This window comes from Pseudomonas sp. H1_F01 (assembly GCF_054681425.1).
This window is the reverse complement of record NZ_CP162823.1, coordinates 2,841,010-2,857,020: the sequence shown is the minus strand read 5'-3', so window position 1 is coordinate 2,857,020 and position 16,011 is coordinate 2,841,010. Positions and strand designations below refer to the sequence as shown.

Below are 16,011 nucleotides of genomic sequence, written 5' to 3'. Positions count from 1 at the left end.
GCCGACCTCCTGGTCCGCATAGGCATCCTGTCGCGCTCATACTGGGTTGGTTCACTGCACATTGTGGCGTATTCCTTGACTGTTTCGTGGGGACGCGACATCACAGACGATGTCGCACACTGACAGCCTAAGGAACCGAACCCCCATGCAAAACCCGAATTTGCACCAGCATGTCCGGTGCATTTGCACTGGCTATCATGGTGCCTTCATTCGCCATTCGTTAGCGAACAAACCCCGCTCCCGTGCCCAGACAATCGCCTCGCTGCGGCTATGGACATCCAGTTTCGAATACAGCGTAGCGACGTGATTGCGCACGGTATTGGGCGCCAGCTTCAGGCGCGCGGCGATTTCCTTGTCTGCCAGGCCTTCGCAAATCAGCCCCAGCACGTCGCGCTCCCGGGCCGTCAGCTCGGTGAATGACACACTGGGCACCTGGGCGTTGATGCTCTTCACGTTAGCCAATTTTTCAATCAGGGTCCGACTGAACCAGGAAGCGTCTTTCATCACCTCCTCGATCGCCGCCACCAGCTCCAGCTCCGAGCGTTTGCGCTCGGTGATGTTCATCAGCACCAGCAGATAGCAAGGCTTGTCCTGGATGACCACCGTATCGGCAGCGACCTCACAGTCGATGAGTTCGCCGCCCTTCTTGTGCACCTTGACGTCGATACTTGAAACAGCGGCAGCCTTTTCCAACCGGGCAAACAGCGCGGCGCTGGCATCCTTGTCGAGAAAGCCGATTTCCTCCACGGTTTTGCCCAACAGTTCTTCGCTGGCGTAACCGGTGGTCTGGAGAAACGCCTCATTGATTTCCAGCAACTGCTGTTCGGCGCTGCACACCAGGGTGGGTACGGGCGACAGGCGGAACGACTTGGCAAAGCGTTCCTCGCTCTGGCGCAGCGCGGTTTCTGCCTTGCGTCGCGGCTCCATGTCCATGAAGGAAAACAGCATGCAGTCTTCGTCGTGCAGGTCCAGCGGCTGGCCGGCGACGATCACCTGCTTGGTGGTGCCGTCGGGCAATTTCAACTCGGCCTGCATTTGCGGAATGGTCGCGCCCTGCCCCAGGCGCTCAATGGCCAGGTCGCGTCTTTCGGCGGCTTCAAGCACATCAAGCTCATACACCGAACGCCCGATCACCTGCTCGCGGCTGTAGCCGGTCATCTCCAGGAACCCCGGATTGACCTTGATATAACGCAGGTCACTGAGGCGACAGATCACCGCCGGTGCCGGGTTGGCCCCGAAGGTTTTCTCGAAGCGCTGCTCGGCGCTGGCCCATTCGGTGGCATCGCTGAGGATCAGCACGAGAAGCTCCGGTTCGCCGTTGCGGTCGGCCAGCACCATGCTGCGGATCCGATGCACCCAGGTGCGATCCGGGTCGGCCTGGGGCGTGACTTCCACCAGCACATCGCTGAACTCATCGCCACGGGCAACCCGGGCGATGGGGTAGTTGTCGTCGCTCAGCGGGTGGTTGTTGCGATAACGCAGATTGAAACGCCGGGCGTATTGCCTGGCCGTGGTGCCCAGCTCACTGAGGTCCTTGACCCCATGCATCGCCAAGGCCGCCGCGTTGGCCCAGGCAATGGTCTGGTCGACCTCGATCAACATCACCCCGTCGGACAGTCCGGCAATGATCTGCAGCAATTGACGACGGTTGGTATCGGTGGTCGGGACTTGCTGATTCATTGGGTCTCCATGTGGTCGGAAGCACATGGAGATTACGACCACCCGCAGAGACGACACGTTCCCCGCAGAAGCTGCGTAGGAGCCGTGTAGGAGCTATGTAGGAGCTGTCGAGTGCAACGAGGCTGCGATCTTTCCACCGCCAATTGAATCTAGAGCGAAAGATCAAAATCAAAAGATCGCAGGCTTCGCCAGCTCCTACAGAAATCTGCGCATGCTGAAATATTGCGCAATTGCTTTTTCAAGCGTCCTTCATCGCAACGACTAATTTTCGATGATCTACATATTTTTTTGGAGATCACGCAATGCCCAACGCAGCACATGGATGTCGTTTGCGTATAGGTCGAGTAAGTGAGCCCGACCGAATCTATCTACTGACCGCCGTTGTGTACCAGCGCCAGCCTATTTTTAGCGATTGGCGACTGGGCCGGCTGCTCGTCGATCAATTGCGAAATGCCGAAGAAGTCTCAATGGCAACCTCCCTCGCCTGGGTAGTGATGCCGGATCACGTACATTGGCTGGCACAATTGCATAGTAGCAATCTGGCCGAGTTGATGAGCCGCATCAAATCCCGCAGCAGCCGAGCCGTCAATCTTGCCCGTTGCCAACAAGGCCGATTATGGCAGCGGGGCTATCATGATCGGGCGTTACGCAAAGAGGAGGACCTGAAAGACGCTGCAAGGTACATCATCAGCAATCCGTTGCGTGCCGGATTGGTGAGGCGTGTTGGTGACTATCCCCTGTGGGATGCCATTTGGGTTTGAAGATCAAAAGATCGCAGGCTTCGCCAGCTCCTACATAGGCGTTCCCCGTGGGAGCTACGATTTTTTAGCCTTCAAGCCGCCATGCGCCCCTCGGCAATCGCTTGTGAGGCGGCCAGCATCGCTCGCAGCAGCACCGCGCAACCGGCGGCGAGGTCGTCGGGAGCGGCGTTTTCGATTTCGTTGTGGCTGATGCCGCCTTCGCAGGGCACGAAGATCATCCCGGCCGGGCCCAGTTCGGCTAGGAAGATCGCGTCATGGCCAGCGCCGCTGACGATGTCCAGGTGGGACAGGCCCAGCCCTTGGGCAGCGCCGCGTACGGCGTCGACGCAGCCCTTGTCGAAATACAGCGGCGGGAAGTCGGCCGTGGGTTTCAAATCGAAGGTCAGGCCGTGTTGCCGGCAGGTGTCTTCGATCATCTGCTTGACCTCGGCGATCATCGAATCCAGCCGCGCCGGTTCCAGGTGACGAAAGTCCAGGGTCATGCGCACTTCGCCGGGGATGACATTGCGCGATCCCGGATAGGCTTGCAGGCAACCGACCGTGCCGCAGGCATGGGGTTGATGACCCAAGGCGGCGCGGTTGACGGCGCCGACGATGATCGAGGCGCCCACCAGGGCGTCCTTGCGCAGGTGCATCGGGGTCGGGCCGGCGTGGGCTTCGACGCCGCACAACGTCAGGTCGAACCACTTCTGCCCCAGCGCGCCCATTACCACGCCGATGGTCTTGCCTTCGTCTTCGAGGATCGGCCCCTGCTCGATGTGCGCCTCGAAATACGCCCCCACCGGATGCCCACTGACCGGGCGCGAACCGGCATAGCCGATGGCATTGAGCGCCTGACCAACGGTGATGCCTTCGGCGTCGACCTTGGCGAGGGTTTCTTCGAGGGTGAATTTTTCCGCGAACACACCGGAGCCCATCATGCACGGGGCGAAACGCGAGCCCTCTTCGTTGGTCCACACCACCACTTCCAGCGGTGCTTCGGTTTCGATGTTCAGGTCATTGAGGGTGCGCAGCACCTCCAGCCCGGAGAGCACGCCAAAGCAGCCGTCGAACTTGCCACCGGTGGGCTGGGTATCGATGTGGCTACCGGTCATTACCGGCGGCAGGTTCGGATTGCGCCCCGGGCGACGGGCGAAAATATTGCCCACCGCATCGATGCTGACGGTACAGCCCGCCGCCTGGGTCCATTGCACGAACAGGTCGCGGGCCTGGCGGTCGAGGTCGGTCAGGGCCAATCGGCACACCCCGCCCTTGACCGTGGCACCGAGCTGGGCCAGGTCCATGAGCGATTGCCACAGGCGATCGCGGTTGATGTGCTGATGGGTGGATTGCAGAACGTCGATGGCTGCGTTCATGGGGATCTCCATTTTTCCAGGCATGTTTTTGGTGTACTTGAGGCCGCCATCGCGAGCAAGCTCGCTCCCACAGGGGATCTGCATCCACCCAAATCCAGTGTGGGAGCGAGCTTGCTCGCGATGAGGCCCTCCTTCACACCGCTGTTTTGGCAACGGACGGGCTTGCTCGCATACTGCACAACCCGTAATAAATCACCCCGCCCAGCGCCGAGCCGGTGAACCAGCCGTAGCTGTAGAACCAGCTGAACGCATCGCTGCCCAGGGACAGCAGCGTCAGCACCACCGGCACGCCGAAGGCAATGAAGCCGTTCCAGTTCCACGCCGGGTAAACGTCGTCGCGGTACAGCCCGGCCAGGTCCAGTTGCTGTTTCTTGATCAGGAAATAATCCACCACCATGATCCCGGCAATCGGCCCCAGCAGGCTCGAATAACCCAGCAGCCAGTTGGAATAGACCGACTCGAGGCTGACCTCGGACACGATCAGGCCAAGTTTCTTCAGCAGCTCGTGGGCCATCAGCGCCAGCCCCACCAACCCGGTGAGCATCACCGCCTTGGTGCGGCCGATCAGTTTCGGCGCCAGGTTCTGGAAGTCGTTGGTGGGCGAGACAATATTGGCGGCGGTGTTGGTCGAGAGCGTGGCGACGATGATCAGCACCATGGCCAGGGCCACCCACACCGGGCTCTGGATGTGCCCGATCAAGGTCACCGGGTCGGAGACGGTCACCCCCACCAGTTTTTCCGAGGCCGCGGTCATGACCACGCCGAGGGAAGCGAACAGGAACATGGTCAACGGCAGGCCGATGATCTGCCCCACGATCTGGTCTTTCTGGCTCTTGGCGTAACGGCTGAAGTCCGGAATGTTCAACGACAGCGTGGCCCAGAAACCGACCATGGCCGTCAGCCCGGCCAGGAAATAGCTGGTCACGCCGGCGCCTTCTGGGCGTTTGGCCGGGACCGCCATCAGCTCAGTCAACGAGACATTGGGCAACGCCCACACCAACAGCCCCGCCCCCACCAGCACCAGCAGTGGCGCAGACAAGGTTTCCAGCCACTTGATCGACTCGGCACCGCGCAGCACCACCCACAGGTTGATGACCCAGAACACCATGAAGCCGATCACTTCGCCGGTGCCACCCAGACTCTTCCAGCCTTCGAACACCGAACCAAGAAACAGGTGGATCGCCAACCCGCCGAACATGGTCTGGATGCCGAACCAGCCACAGGCCACCAGGGCGCGAATCAGGCACGGCACGTTGGAGCCAATCACGCCGAAGGATGAGCGCAACAGCACTGGAAACGGAATGCCGTACTTGGTTCCGGCAAAGGCATTCAGGGTCAGGGGGATCAGCACGATGATGTTGGCAAACAGAATCGCCAGCAGCGCCTCGCCCACCGTCAAGCCGAAATAGGCGGTGAGCACGCCGCCGAGGGTGTAGGTCGGCACGCAGATCGCCATGCCCACCCACAATGCGGTGATGTGCCATTTGTTCCAGGTTCTCTCGTGCACCTTGGTCGGCGCGATGTCGTGGTTATAACGGGGGCTGTCGAGGACGTCGCTGCCGGCTTCAAGCTCGAACAACCCGTCGCGCTCAGTCACTGTTGATCTGGTCATGTCCGCTCCACTGTTTTCATTATTTTTGCTCATCGACTGGCGATGGCCGGAGTACTTGCACGCGTGCTACCGACCACCCCGCCAGACCACGACAGCACTCAATAACCGTGCCGAATAACGCGCCGAGCTGACCGGACGATCGATATAACCTTCTCAAACATTTGATATCTAAAGATTTAAAGCCATTTAACCGCCCTGCTTCACTTTGTGCTCATCGACTTGAGGCTAGATGACCTGTACGTCCTGTCGAGTTCGAGATTCAAAGTGGTGCACCCCGAATCAAGGCGAGGTGTCTGGGCCGCACTTCAAGCGCTTTCAAGCCGCTGATTTACCATGACAAATCTCGCTCAAATAACGATCCTGTCAAGTGCGTCAAAATGGTGAGCAGGCTCACCATTTTGGTGATTTTAAAATTTAATTATTTAATTTCAATTACTTAACAACTGAATAAGCTTATAAAAAATAATCTTGATCATTTCAATAACTCCAGCTAGCGTCTAATCCTGACAGTCGTGACAAGAATACAAGTCTGCACGACGTCGTCACTTAATAACCGTGATCGATAAAACATAAAGAACCGGCAACAGTCGGTCATGCCTGCGAGGAACTCGGAATGTCTCTGTTGATCCGTGGTGCCACCGTTATTACCCATGATGAAAGTTACCGCGCCGATGTGTTGTGTGCCGACGGCGTGATCAAGGCCATTGGTGAAAACCTGGATGTTCCGGCCGGCGTCGAAGTGCTCGATGGCAGCGGCCAATACCTGATGCCCGGCGGCATCGACCCCCATACGCACATGCAGTTGCCGTTCATGGGCACAGTCGCCAGTGAAGACTTCTTCAGCGGCACGGCGGCGGGCTTGGCCGGGGGCACTACATCGATCATCGATTTCGTGATTCCCAACCCCCAGCAATCGCTGATGGAAGCCTTTCATCAATGGCGTGGCTGGGCCGAGAAAAGCGCCAGCGACTACGGTTTTCACGTGGCCATCACTTGGTGGAGCGAGCAGGTCCGCGAAGAAATGGCCGAGCTGGTCAATCATCACGGCGTGAACAGCTTCAAGCACTTCATGGCCTACAAGAACGCAATCATGGCCGCCGACGACACTTTGGTGGCGAGCTTCGAGCGCTGCCTGGAACTGGGCGCGGTGCCCACCGTGCACGCGGAGAACGGCGAGCTGGTCTATCACCTGCAACGCAAGTTGCTGGCCCAGGGCATCACCGGGCCCGAAGCCCATCCGTTGTCGCGCCCTTCGCAAGTGGAAGGCGAAGCCGCGAGCCGCGCCATCCGCATCGCCGAAACCCTGGGCACGCCGCTGTACCTGGTACACGTGTCCACCAAGGAAGCACTGGATGAAATCACCTACGCCCGCAGCAAGGGCCAACCGGTCTACGGTGAAGTACTCGCCGGGCATCTGTTGCTGGACGACAGCGTCTATCGCGACCCGGACTGGCAGACCGCAGCCGGCTACGTGATGAGCCCGCCCTTCCGCCCGCGCGGGCACCAGGAGGCGCTCTGGCACGGCTTGCAGTCCGGCAACCTGCACACCACCGCCACCGACCACTGCTGTTTCTGCGCCGAACAGAAAGCCGCCGGGCGTGACGACTTCAGCAAGATCCCCAACGGCACCGCCGGTATCGAAGACCGCATGGCGGTGCTCTGGGACGAAGGGGTCAACAGCGGCAAATTGTCGATGCAGGACTTCGTCGCCCTCACCTCCACCAACACCGCGAAGATCTTCAACCTCTACCCACGCAAGGGGGCGATCCGCGTCGGCGCCGATGCCGACCTGGTGCTCTGGGACCCACAAGGCAGTCGCACGATTTCCGCCAAGACCCACCACCAGCAAGTGGACTTCAACATCTTCGAAGGCAAGACCGTGCGCGGCGTGCCCAGCCACACCATCAGCCAGGGTCGGCTGGTCTGGGCCGACGGCGACTTGCGAGCCGAGCGCGGCGCCGGGCGCTACATCGAACGGCCGGCGTATCCGGCGGTGTTCGATTTGCTGAGCAAGCGGGCGGAGTTGAATAAGCCAACCGCCGTGAAACGCTGACCCCAGGATCGTTCCCACGCTCTGCGTGGGAATGCCTCTGGGGACGCTCCGCGTTCCGCTTTGGGACGCAGAGCGTCCCGGGCTGCATTCCCACGCGGAGCGTGGGAACGATCGAGGCACCCGAAAAACCACTGCCCACCAGAGGCAGCACCTCAAACACCGTGAGGCCCACTCCATGATCCAGCCCTTGAGTCACCTCCCCCATTCCCAGGAAGACCCGGCCACCCTCGCCGCTCGCTTCAGCGACCTGGCACCGCCACTCAACGCGCGCCAGGCCCACCTGGAAGCCTCCCGGTGCCTGTACTGCTACGACGCGCCGTGTGTGAATGCTTGCCCAAGCGAAATCGACATTCCTTCGTTCATTCGCAACATCCACCAGGACAACGTCCAAGGCGCGGCGCAGAAGATTCTTTCGGCCAACATCCTCGGCGGCAGTTGCGCTCGGGTCTGTCCCACCGAGGTCCTTTGCCAGCAAGCCTGCGTGCGCAACAACGCCCAGGAATGCGCACCCGTGCTGATCGGCTCGTTGCAGCGCTATGCCGTGGACAACGCCCACTTCAGCGAACACCCCTTCCAGCGGGCCGCCGCCACCGGCAAGCGCATCGCCGTGGTCGGGGCCGGGCCGGCGGGGTTGTCGTGTGCGCATCGCAGCGCAATGCACGGCCATGAGGTGGTGATGTTCGAAGCCCGGGAGAAAGCCGGCGGCCTCAACGAATACGGGATCGCCAAGTACAAACTGGTGGACGATTACGCCCAACGTGAACTGGACTTCCTGTTGGAGATCGGCGGCATCGAAATCCGCCACGGCCAGAAACTCGGCGAGAACCTGAGCCTGAGCGACCTGCACCAGCAGTTCGACGCAGTGTTCCTCGGCCTCGGCCTGGCCGCCAGCAAACAACTGGGCCTGAGTGACGAACAAGCGCCAGGGCTGCTGGCCGCCACCGAGTACATCCGCGAACTGCGCCAGGCCGATGACCTCAGCCAGTTGCCCCTGGCCGACCGTTGCATCGTCCTCGGCGCCGGCAACACCGCCATCGACATGGCCGTGCAAATGGCTCGCCTCGGCGCCCGGGACGTCAATCTGGTCTACCGTCGCGGCCTTGAAGACATGGGGGCCACCTTGCACGAGCAGGACATCGCCAAGGCCAATCAGGTGCGCCTGCTGACCTGGGCCCAACCGCAACAGGTGTTGCTCGATGCCGCCGGGCATGTGTGCGGCATGCGCTTCTCTCGCACGCATCTGGAGAACGGTCGGCTGGTCATTGGCACCGACACCTTCGACCTGCCCGCCGACGCCATTTTCAAAGCCATCGGCCAAGCCTTCGACGACAACGCGCTGGTGGATCCGCTGGCCCGGGAACTCAAGCGCCAGGACGGGCGGATTTTGGTGGACGAAAACCTGCGCACCAGCATTCCCGGCGTCTATGCCGGCGGCGACTGCACCAGCCTGGACCAGGACCTCACTGTGCAGGCCGTGCAGCACGGCAAGCTCGCCGCCGAGGCGATCAACGCTCAACTGATGCTCAATGTGGAGGCTGCGTAAATGGCCGATCTGTCGATTGTCTTCGCCGGCATCAAAGCGCCCAACCCGTTCTGGCTGGCCTCCGCGCCGCCCACCGACAAGGCCTACAACGTGGTCCGTGCCTTCGAGGCCGGCTGGGGTGGCGTGGTCTGGAAAACCCTCGGAGAGGATCCGGCGGCGGTGAACGTGTCCTCGCGTTACTCGGCCCACTACGGTGCCAATCGCGAAGTGCTGGGCATCAATAACATCGAGCTGATCACCGACCGTTCGCTGGAGATCAACCTGCGGGAAATCACCCAGGTGAAAAAGGACTGGCCGGACCGGGCGTTGATCGTGTCGCTGATGGTGCCCTGCGTCGAAGAATCCTGGAAACGCATCCTGCCCTTGGTGGAGGCCACCGGCGCCGACGGCATCGAGCTGAACTTCGGCTGCCCCCACGGCATGCCGGAACGCGGCATGGGCGCGGCGGTCGGCCAGGTGCCGGAGTACGTCGAGCAGGTGACCCGCTGGTGCAAGACTTATTGTTCGCTGCCAGTGATCGTCAAGCTCACGCCGAACATCACCGACATCCGCGTAGCCGCCCGGGCAGCCCATCGCGGTGGGGCGGATGCGGTGTCGTTGATCAACACCATCAACTCCATCACCAGCGTCGATCTGGACCGCATGGTCGCCCTGCCCAGCGTCGGCAGCCAGAGCACCCATGGCGGTTATTGCGGCTCGGCGGTCAAGCCGATCGCGCTGAACATGGTCGCCGAAATCGCCCGTGACCCGCAGACTCAAGGCCTGCCGATCTGCGGCATCGGTGGCATCGGCAGTTGGCGCGACGCCGCCGAATTCATCGCCCTGGGCAGCGGTGCGGTGCAGGTCTGCACGGCGGCGATGCTGCATGGTTTCCGCATCGTCGAAGAGATGAAGGACGGCCTGTCGCGCTGGATGGACAGTCAGGGCCACGCCAACCTGCAAGCGTTCTCCGGTCGCGCGGTGGGCAACACCACCGACTGGAAGTACCTGGACATCAACTATCAGGTCATCGCCAAGATCGATCAGCAGGCCTGCATCGGATGCGGGCGCTGCCACATCGCCTGCGAGGACACCTCACACCAGGCCATCGCCAGCCTCAAGCAGGCTGACGGCACGCATAAATATGAAGTGATCGATGAAGAGTGCGTGGGCTGCAACCTGTGCCAGATCACCTGCCCGGTGCAGGACTGCATCGAGATGGTGACGGTGGATACCGGCAAGCCGTTCCTGGATTGGAACCATGATCCGCGTAATCCCTATCATGTCACTGTCTGAGGGTTAGGGTGCCTGGACTGGCGCCATCGCGAGCAAGCTCGCTCCCACAGGGGACCGGTTGTGAACACAAAATTTATGTTCACCACAAATCCAATGTGGGAGCGAGCTTGCTCGCGATGAGGCCATCAGCCCCACCACAAATCTCAAGGCTCCAACCCAATCCCCCGCAAAATCACACTGGTCACCGTCTGCACCGCCCGCTCGAACTGCATGTCCGACAGCGGCTGGTGGTCGTTGAGGATGTTGATCTGGTGGTCGAAGTCGGCGTAATGCTGGGTCGAGGCCCAGATCATGTAGAGCAGGCTTGAAGGCTCCACCGGGAGGATGCGTTTATCCTCCACCCACTGGCGGATTTTCGCTTCCTTCATCTTCGCCCAGTCATAGAGGCTGGCGTCCAGCGCCTGGCCCAGCGTCGGGGCGCCGTGGATGATTTCGTTGGCCCAGACCTTCGAGCCGTAGGGCCGGCTGCGGGAGTGGTTCATCTTGGCGCGGATGTAGCTGCTGAGCACCACCCGTGGGTCGTCGAACATTTCGAAGCACAAGGCGTCCTGCTTCCAGACCTCCAGCAGATCGAACAGCACGGCGCTGTACAGTTCGCTCTTGGTGCTGAAGTAGTAATGCAGGTTGGAACGAGGCAATTGCACTTCGGCGGCGATGTCGGCCATGGCGGTGCTGCCGAAGCCTTTCTCGGCAAAGACCTTCTCGGCGGCCAACAGGATTTTCTCGACGTTACTGCGACGAATCTCGATCTTGTGATTGCCCATGAGGGCTCCCTGGCAACAGCGTTGACCAAGACTAGCATTCACCCACTTCTGAAAACACTGGGGATCCCTGTGGGAGCTGGCGAAGCCTGCGATCTTTTGATCTTGATTGATCGTTCCCACGCTCCTGCGTGGGAATGCCGCCAGGGACGCTCCGCGTTCCGCTTCTGGAAGGTGACGCAGAGCGTCACGGGATGCATTACCACGCAGAGCGTGGGAACGATCAGGCTGCGGCGGCGGTGGAAGATCGTTCCTCACGCTCCGCGTGGGAACGCCGCCAGGGACGCTCCGCGTTCCGCTTCTGGAAGGTGACGCAGAGCGTCACGGGATGCATTACCACGCAGAGCGTGGGAACGATCACAAGCCTTCTGATCGGGGGATCATTCGACTAATGTCTTAGACCAGTCATCGCACAACCAATCGCCCTCATCGCTATTCTCAAGCCACGGATTCGCCCGACGCCACGGCCTGCGATCTTGACCTCGATCGGTGACGACCATTGAAGTGCCTCATTTTGAAGCACTCCCGAGTTGGATAATTCCGATAATGGCCAGTTGACAACGAGCAGCCGCTTCCAAATAATCCCCAGCACGTTGTACGACGACGTATGACAAATAAAAACAACAAAAAGTAGGGAGCGTCATAGTGAGCACACGTGTCCGTTTTTCGCCCGACAACCGTCCAAACCGCCGTACCCTTCTCAACACCAGCCCCGCCCTGATACTGCTCGGTTGCAGCAGCCTTGCGGCGTTTCTGCCCATGACCGCCAGCGCCGAAGGCTTCGTCGATGATGCCAAGGCCACGCTGAACCTGCGCAACGCTTACTTCAACCGCAACTTCACCAACCCGAACAATGCCCAAGGCAAAGCCGAGGAATGGACCCAGAGTTTCATCCTCGACGCCAAGTCCGGCTTCACCCAGGGCGTGGTCGGTTTCGGCGTGGACGTGCTGGGCCTGTACTCGGTCAAGCTCGACGGCGGTCGTGGCACGGCCGGTACGCAACTGCTGCCGGTGCATGATGACGGGCGCCCCGCCGATGACTTCGGTCGCCTGGGTGTCGCCCTCAAGGCCAAGGTGTCGAAGACCGAACTGAAAGTCGGTGAGTGGATGCCGGTACTGCCGATCCTGCGTTCCGACGATGGCCGTTCCCTGCCGCAAACCTTCCGTGGCGGCCAAGTGACCTCCACCGAAATCAACGGCCTGACTCTCTACGGCGGCCAGTTCCGCGCCAACAGCCCGCGCAACGACGCGAGCATGGAAGACATGTCGATGAACGGCCGCGGTGCGTTCACCTCCGACCGTTTCAACTTCGGCGGCGGTGAATACGCCTTCAACGAAAAACGCACCCAGGTCGGCGTCTGGTACTCGGAACTGTCCGACATCTACCAGCAACAATATTTCAACCTGACCCACAGCCAGCCTATCGGCGATTGGACCCTGGGTGCCAACCTCGGCTACTTCATCGGCAAGGAAGACGGCAGCGCCCTGGCTGGCGACCTGGACAACAAAACCGCGTTTGCCATGCTCTCGGCCAAATACGGCGGCAACACTTTCTACGTCGGCCTGCAGAAAGTCGGCGGCGATGATGCCTGGATGCGCGTCAACGGCACCAGCGGCGGCACCCTGGCCAACGACAGCTACAACTCCAGCTACGACAACGCCAAGGAAAAATCCTGGCAAGTGCGCCACGACTTCAACTTCGCCGCTGTCGGCGTGCCGGGCCTGACCCTGATGAACCGCTACATCAGCGGTGACAACGTGCACACCGCCACCGTTGATGACGGCAAGGAATGGGGCCGTGAAACCGAACTGGCCTACACCGTGCAAAGCGGCGCGCTGAAGAGCCTCAACGTGAAATGGCGTAACGCATCGATTCGTCGGGACTACAGCACCAACGAATTCGACGAGAACCGCATTTTCATCAACTATCCATTCTCGCTTCTGTAATACCAGGATCCATTTGCCATGAGCGCATCCCATGGCAACCTGCGGCAGGGACGCCGATCCAGAGCGGTTCGTCGATCAAACGTTGACAAGGTAACGGAAGGATAAGGATATTCCCTCTCGGTCGTACGACAACTTATAACAACTGTACCTCTCATAGTTTGCTCAGGTAATGCCATGACCACGACACAGATTCGCCACCCCCTCAATCGCCTCCTATTGACCGGTGCCGCCGGCGGCCTTGGCAAAGTTTTGCGCGAGCGCCTCAAGCCTTTCGCCCGCCACATTCGCCTGTCGGACATCGCCAACATGGCCCCGGCAATCGACGAAAGCGAAGAAGTGGTGCCCTGCGACCTGTCGGACAAGCAGGCCGTACATCAACTGGTCGAAGGCGTCGACGCCATCCTGCACTTCGGCGGTGTTTCGGTGGAGCGTCCGTTCGAAGAAATCCTCGGCGCCAACATCAGCGGCGTTTTCCACATTTATGAAGCTGCCCGCAAACACGGCGTCAAGCGGGTGATCTTCGCCAGCTCCAACCACGTCATCGGTTTCTACAAACAAGACCAGACCCTCGACGCCCTCTCCCCTCGCCGCCCGGATGGTTACTACGGCCTGTCCAAGTCCTACGGCGAAGACGTCGCCAGTTTCTACTTCGATCGCTACGGCATCGAGACGGTCAGCATCCGCATTGGCTCGTCGTTCGCCGAACCGCAGAACCGCCGGATGATGAGCACCTGGCTGAGCTTCGACGACCTCACTCAACTGATCGAATGCTCGCTCTACACCCCGAAAGTCGGCCACACCGTGGTCTACGGCGTGTCCGCCAACCGCGACGTCTGGTGGGACAACAGCCAGGCCGCACACCTGGGTTACCAGCCCAAGGACACCTCGGAAATTTTCCGCGCCAAGGTCGAAGCGCAGCCGATGCCGGCCGCCGATGATCCGGCCATGGTTTATCAGGGCGGCGCCTTTGTGGCGGCCGGCCCATTCGACGACTGATTCGCTGTTTTTCATGGGATACGCACGCACAAAGGAATCACCATGCAAGCCGAATTGATTGTCGATGCACGCAACGCCGTCGGGGAAAGCCCGGTTTGGGTCCCCGAGGAAAATGCCCTGTATTGGGTGGACATTCCCAGCGGTGGCCTGCAACGCTGGAATGCCAGCAGCGGAAAAATCCAGGGCTGGGAAGCCCCTGAAATGCTCGCCTGCCTCGCCCGTCACCAGGACGGTGGTTGGGTAGCGGGCATGGAAAGCGGTTTCTTTCGCCTGCACCCAAATGATGACGGCAGCCTGGACAGCGAACTGTGCGCAAGCGTCGAGCACAGCCGTACCGACATGCGCCTCAACGATGGCCGTTGCGACCGCCAGGGCCGCTTCTGGGCCGGCAGCATGGTGCTGAACATGGGCGCCAACGCGGACGCGGGCCGGATGTATCGCTTCGAGGCAGGCCAGCGCAGCCCGGTCGAGGCGCAACTGAGCGGTTTCATCGTGCCCAACGGCCTGGGCTTCAGCCCGGACGGACGCACGATGTACCTCTCCGATTCACACCCGCTGGTGCAGCAGATCTGGGCTTTCGACTACGACATCGACAGCGGCACGCCGTCCAACCGGCGGCTGCTCGTCGACATGATGCCGTTGCCCGGTCGCCCGGATGGCGCCGCGGTGGATGCCGACGGTTGCTATTGGATCTGCGCCAATGATGCCGGGCTGATTCACCGTTTCACCCCGGACGGACGTCTCGACTGTTCGCTGCAAGTGCCGGTGAAAAAACCGACCATGTGCGCCTTTGGCGGCAGTCGCCTCGACACCCTCTTCGTCACCTCGATCCGCCCCGGTGACGACAACGACCCGCAGTCCCTGGCCGGTGGCGTGTTCGCCCTCAACCCCGGCGTCAAGGGCCTGGCTGAACCTGCTTTCGGAGGACGGGAGTACTCCGCGAACTGATCTGCTTCACCGATTCACTGGATGAGCCATAAAAAAACAACAAGACTGGAGATTGACCATGAATTTCAAACGTACGCTTCTGATCGCAGCCCTCCCCTTGGCCTTTCTGGCCCAGGCGGCCCATGCCCTCGATATCAAGATCGCCGACATCCACCCCAAGGGCTACCCAACTGTAGTCGCCGAGGAATCCATGGGTAAAACCTTGGAAAAGGAGAGTAACGGCGAGCTGAAGTTCAAGTATTTCCCAGGCGGTGTACTGGGTTCTGAAAAAGAAGTCATCGAGCAGATGCAAGCCGGCGCGATCCAGATGTCCCGGGTCAGCCTGGGTATCGTCGGCCCCGTCGTGCCGGACGTGAACGTCTTCAACATGCCATTCATTTTCCGCGACCAGGCCCACATGCGCGCTGTCATCGATGGTGAAGTCGGCGATGCGATCCTCGATCGGATCACCAATTCCGAATTCGGCCTGGTGGCCCTGGCCTGGATGGACGGCGGCACGCGCAACCTCTACACCAAGAAACCGGTGCGCAAGCTCGAAGACATGAAGGGCATGAAGATTCGCGTACAGGGCAACCCTATGTTCATTGAGACCATCAACGCCATGGGCGGCAATGGTATCGCGATGGACACCGGCGAGATCTTCAGCGCCTTGCAGACCGGCGTGATCGACGGCGCGGAAAACAACCCACCGACCATGCTCGAGCACAACCACTACCAGAACGCCAAGTACTACAGCCTGACCGGTCACCTGATCCTGCCTGAGCCGATCGTGATGTCGAAAATCACCTGGAACAAACTCACCCCGGAGCAGCAGGACATGGTGAAGAAAGCCGCCAAGGCCGCCCAGGCTGAAGAGCGCGTGCTGTGGGACAAGAAGTCCACCGCCAGTGAAGAAAAACTCAAGGCCGCCGGCGTCGAGTTCATCACCGTGGACAAGAAACCTTTCTACGACGCCACCGCACCGATCCGGGCCAAATACGGCGCGCCGTATGCCGACCTGATCAAGCGTATCGAAGCCGTTCAGTAAGCCCTCTCAATCCGTACTCATGAAAAGGCTGGGCGCGCCTGCGGTTAAAAGGT

General features: G+C 60.5%; 12 protein-coding genes. 8 read left to right on the top strand and 4 right to left on the bottom strand.

Annotation, left to right across the window (positions count from 1 at the left end):
• Positions 1–195: 195 nt before the first annotated feature.
• Complete coding sequence (locus AB4O09_RS13275; RefSeq protein WP_003202904.1) at positions 196–1,680, bottom strand: helix-turn-helix transcriptional regulator; 1,485 nt, start codon at positions 1,678–1,680, stop codon at positions 196–198.
• 302 nt (positions 1,681–1,982) lie between these two features.
• Between AB4O09_RS13275 and AB4O09_RS13270 the strand changes: the two genes are divergently transcribed.
• The gene (locus AB4O09_RS13270) at positions 1,983–2,441 is read left to right on the top strand and encodes an REP-associated tyrosine transposase (RefSeq protein ID WP_027911828.1); all 459 of its coding nucleotides are present in this window, start codon (positions 1,983–1,985) and stop codon (positions 2,439–2,441) included.
• Positions 2,442–2,512: 71 nt separating this feature from the next.
• Here AB4O09_RS13270 and AB4O09_RS13265 read toward each other — a convergent pair whose 3' ends face one another.
• Together AB4O09_RS13265 and AB4O09_RS13260 are read right to left on the bottom strand one after the other, a co-directional pair.
• The gene (locus AB4O09_RS13265) at positions 2,513–3,796 is read right to left on the bottom strand and encodes a Zn-dependent hydrolase (RefSeq protein ID WP_223524100.1); all 1,284 of its coding nucleotides are present in this window, start codon (positions 3,794–3,796) and stop codon (positions 2,513–2,515) included.
• 133 nt (positions 3,797–3,929) lie between these two features.
• Positions 3,930–5,408 (bottom strand): NCS1 family nucleobase:cation symporter-1, encoded by a 1,479-nt coding sequence (locus AB4O09_RS13260; RefSeq protein WP_003202908.1) that lies wholly within the window; start codon positions 5,406–5,408, stop codon positions 3,930–3,932.
• Positions 5,409–6,021: 613 nt separating this feature from the next.
• On the opposite strand from AB4O09_RS13260, the gene hydA reads away from it, so the two are divergent.
• The 3 genes from hydA to preA all read left to right on the top strand — a co-directional run bounded on the left by hydA (position 6,022) and on the right by preA (position 10,279).
• Positions 6,022–7,461 (top strand): dihydropyrimidinase, encoded by a 1,440-nt coding sequence (gene hydA, locus AB4O09_RS13255; RefSeq protein WP_013693597.1) that lies wholly within the window; start codon positions 6,022–6,024, stop codon positions 7,459–7,461.
• A 175-nt stretch (positions 7,462–7,636) separates the two neighbouring features.
• On the top strand, positions 7,637–9,004 hold the full coding sequence (locus tag AB4O09_RS13250) for an NAD(P)-dependent oxidoreductase (protein ID WP_003202910.1): 1,368 nt from the start codon (positions 7,637–7,639) through the stop codon (positions 9,002–9,004).
• Positions 9,005–10,279, top strand: coding sequence for an NAD-dependent dihydropyrimidine dehydrogenase subunit PreA (preA, locus tag AB4O09_RS13245; RefSeq protein ID WP_003202911.1), 1,275 nt, complete (start codon positions 9,005–9,007; stop codon positions 10,277–10,279).
• A 143-nt stretch (positions 10,280–10,422) separates the two neighbouring features.
• Here preA and AB4O09_RS13240 read toward each other — a convergent pair whose 3' ends face one another.
• Entirely contained in the window at positions 10,423–11,043 is a 621-nt protein-coding gene (locus tag AB4O09_RS13240) for a TetR/AcrR family transcriptional regulator (RefSeq protein WP_003202912.1), read from the bottom strand.
• 756 nt (positions 11,044–11,799) lie between these two features.
• On the opposite strand from AB4O09_RS13240, the gene AB4O09_RS13235 reads away from it, so the two are divergent.
• The 4 genes from AB4O09_RS13235 to AB4O09_RS13220 all read left to right on the top strand — a co-directional run bounded on the left by AB4O09_RS13235 (position 11,800) and on the right by AB4O09_RS13220 (position 15,958).
• Positions 11,800–12,987 (top strand): OprD family porin, encoded by a 1,188-nt coding sequence (locus AB4O09_RS13235; protein WP_375538867.1) that lies wholly within the window; start codon positions 11,800–11,802, stop codon positions 12,985–12,987.
• Between the two features lie 174 nt (positions 12,988–13,161).
• Positions 13,162–13,983, top strand: coding sequence for an NAD-dependent epimerase/dehydratase family protein (locus AB4O09_RS13230; protein WP_003202917.1), 822 nt, complete (start codon positions 13,162–13,164; stop codon positions 13,981–13,983).
• 42 nt (positions 13,984–14,025) lie between these two features.
• Positions 14,026–14,931, top strand: a complete 906-nt coding sequence (locus tag AB4O09_RS13225; protein WP_460108318.1) for an SMP-30/gluconolactonase/LRE family protein — start codon at positions 14,026–14,028, stop codon at positions 14,929–14,931.
• 58 nt (positions 14,932–14,989) lie between these two features.
• Positions 14,990–15,958 carry a TRAP transporter substrate-binding protein gene (locus AB4O09_RS13220; RefSeq protein ID WP_003202921.1) on the top strand — a complete coding sequence of 323 codons (969 nt, stop codon included), beginning with the start codon at positions 14,990–14,992 and terminating at the stop codon, positions 15,956–15,958.
• Positions 15,959–16,011 lie beyond the last annotated feature (53 nt).

Bases quoted from the DNA above. Each gene is read 5' to 3' on its own strand.
- AB4O09_RS13225 (WP_460108318.1), top strand. From the start codon at position 14,026: ATGCAAGCCGAATTGATTGTCGATGCACGCAACGCCGTCGGGGAAAGC.
- AB4O09_RS13235 (WP_375538867.1), top strand. From the start codon at position 11,800: ATGACCGCCAGCGCCGAAGGCTTCGTCGATGATGCCAAGGCCACGCTG.
- AB4O09_RS13250 (WP_003202910.1), top strand. From the start codon at position 7,637: ATGATCCAGCCCTTGAGTCACCTCCCCCATTCCCAGGAAGACCCGGCC.
- AB4O09_RS13275 (WP_003202904.1), bottom strand. From the start codon at position 1,680: ATGAATCAGCAAGTCCCGACCACCGATACCAACCGTCGTCAATTGCTG.
- AB4O09_RS13240 (WP_003202912.1), bottom strand. From the start codon at position 11,043: ATGGGCAATCACAAGATCGAGATTCGTCGCAGTAACGTCGAGAAAATC.
- AB4O09_RS13260 (WP_003202908.1), bottom strand. From the start codon at position 5,408: ATGACCAGATCAACAGTGACTGAGCGCGACGGGTTGTTCGAGCTTGAA.
- AB4O09_RS13270 (WP_027911828.1), top strand. From the start codon at position 1,983: ATGCCCAACGCAGCACATGGATGTCGTTTGCGTATAGGTCGAGTAAGT.
- preA (WP_003202911.1), top strand. From the start codon at position 9,005: ATGGCCGATCTGTCGATTGTCTTCGCCGGCATCAAAGCGCCCAACCCG.
- AB4O09_RS13265 (WP_223524100.1), bottom strand. From the start codon at position 3,796: ATGAACGCAGCCATCGACGTTCTGCAATCCACCCATCAGCACATCAAC.
- AB4O09_RS13230 (WP_003202917.1), top strand. From the start codon at position 13,162: ATGACCACGACACAGATTCGCCACCCCCTCAATCGCCTCCTATTGACC.
- hydA (WP_013693597.1), top strand. From the start codon at position 6,022: ATGTCTCTGTTGATCCGTGGTGCCACCGTTATTACCCATGATGAAAGT.
- AB4O09_RS13220 (WP_003202921.1), top strand. From the start codon at position 14,990: ATGAATTTCAAACGTACGCTTCTGATCGCAGCCCTCCCCTTGGCCTTT.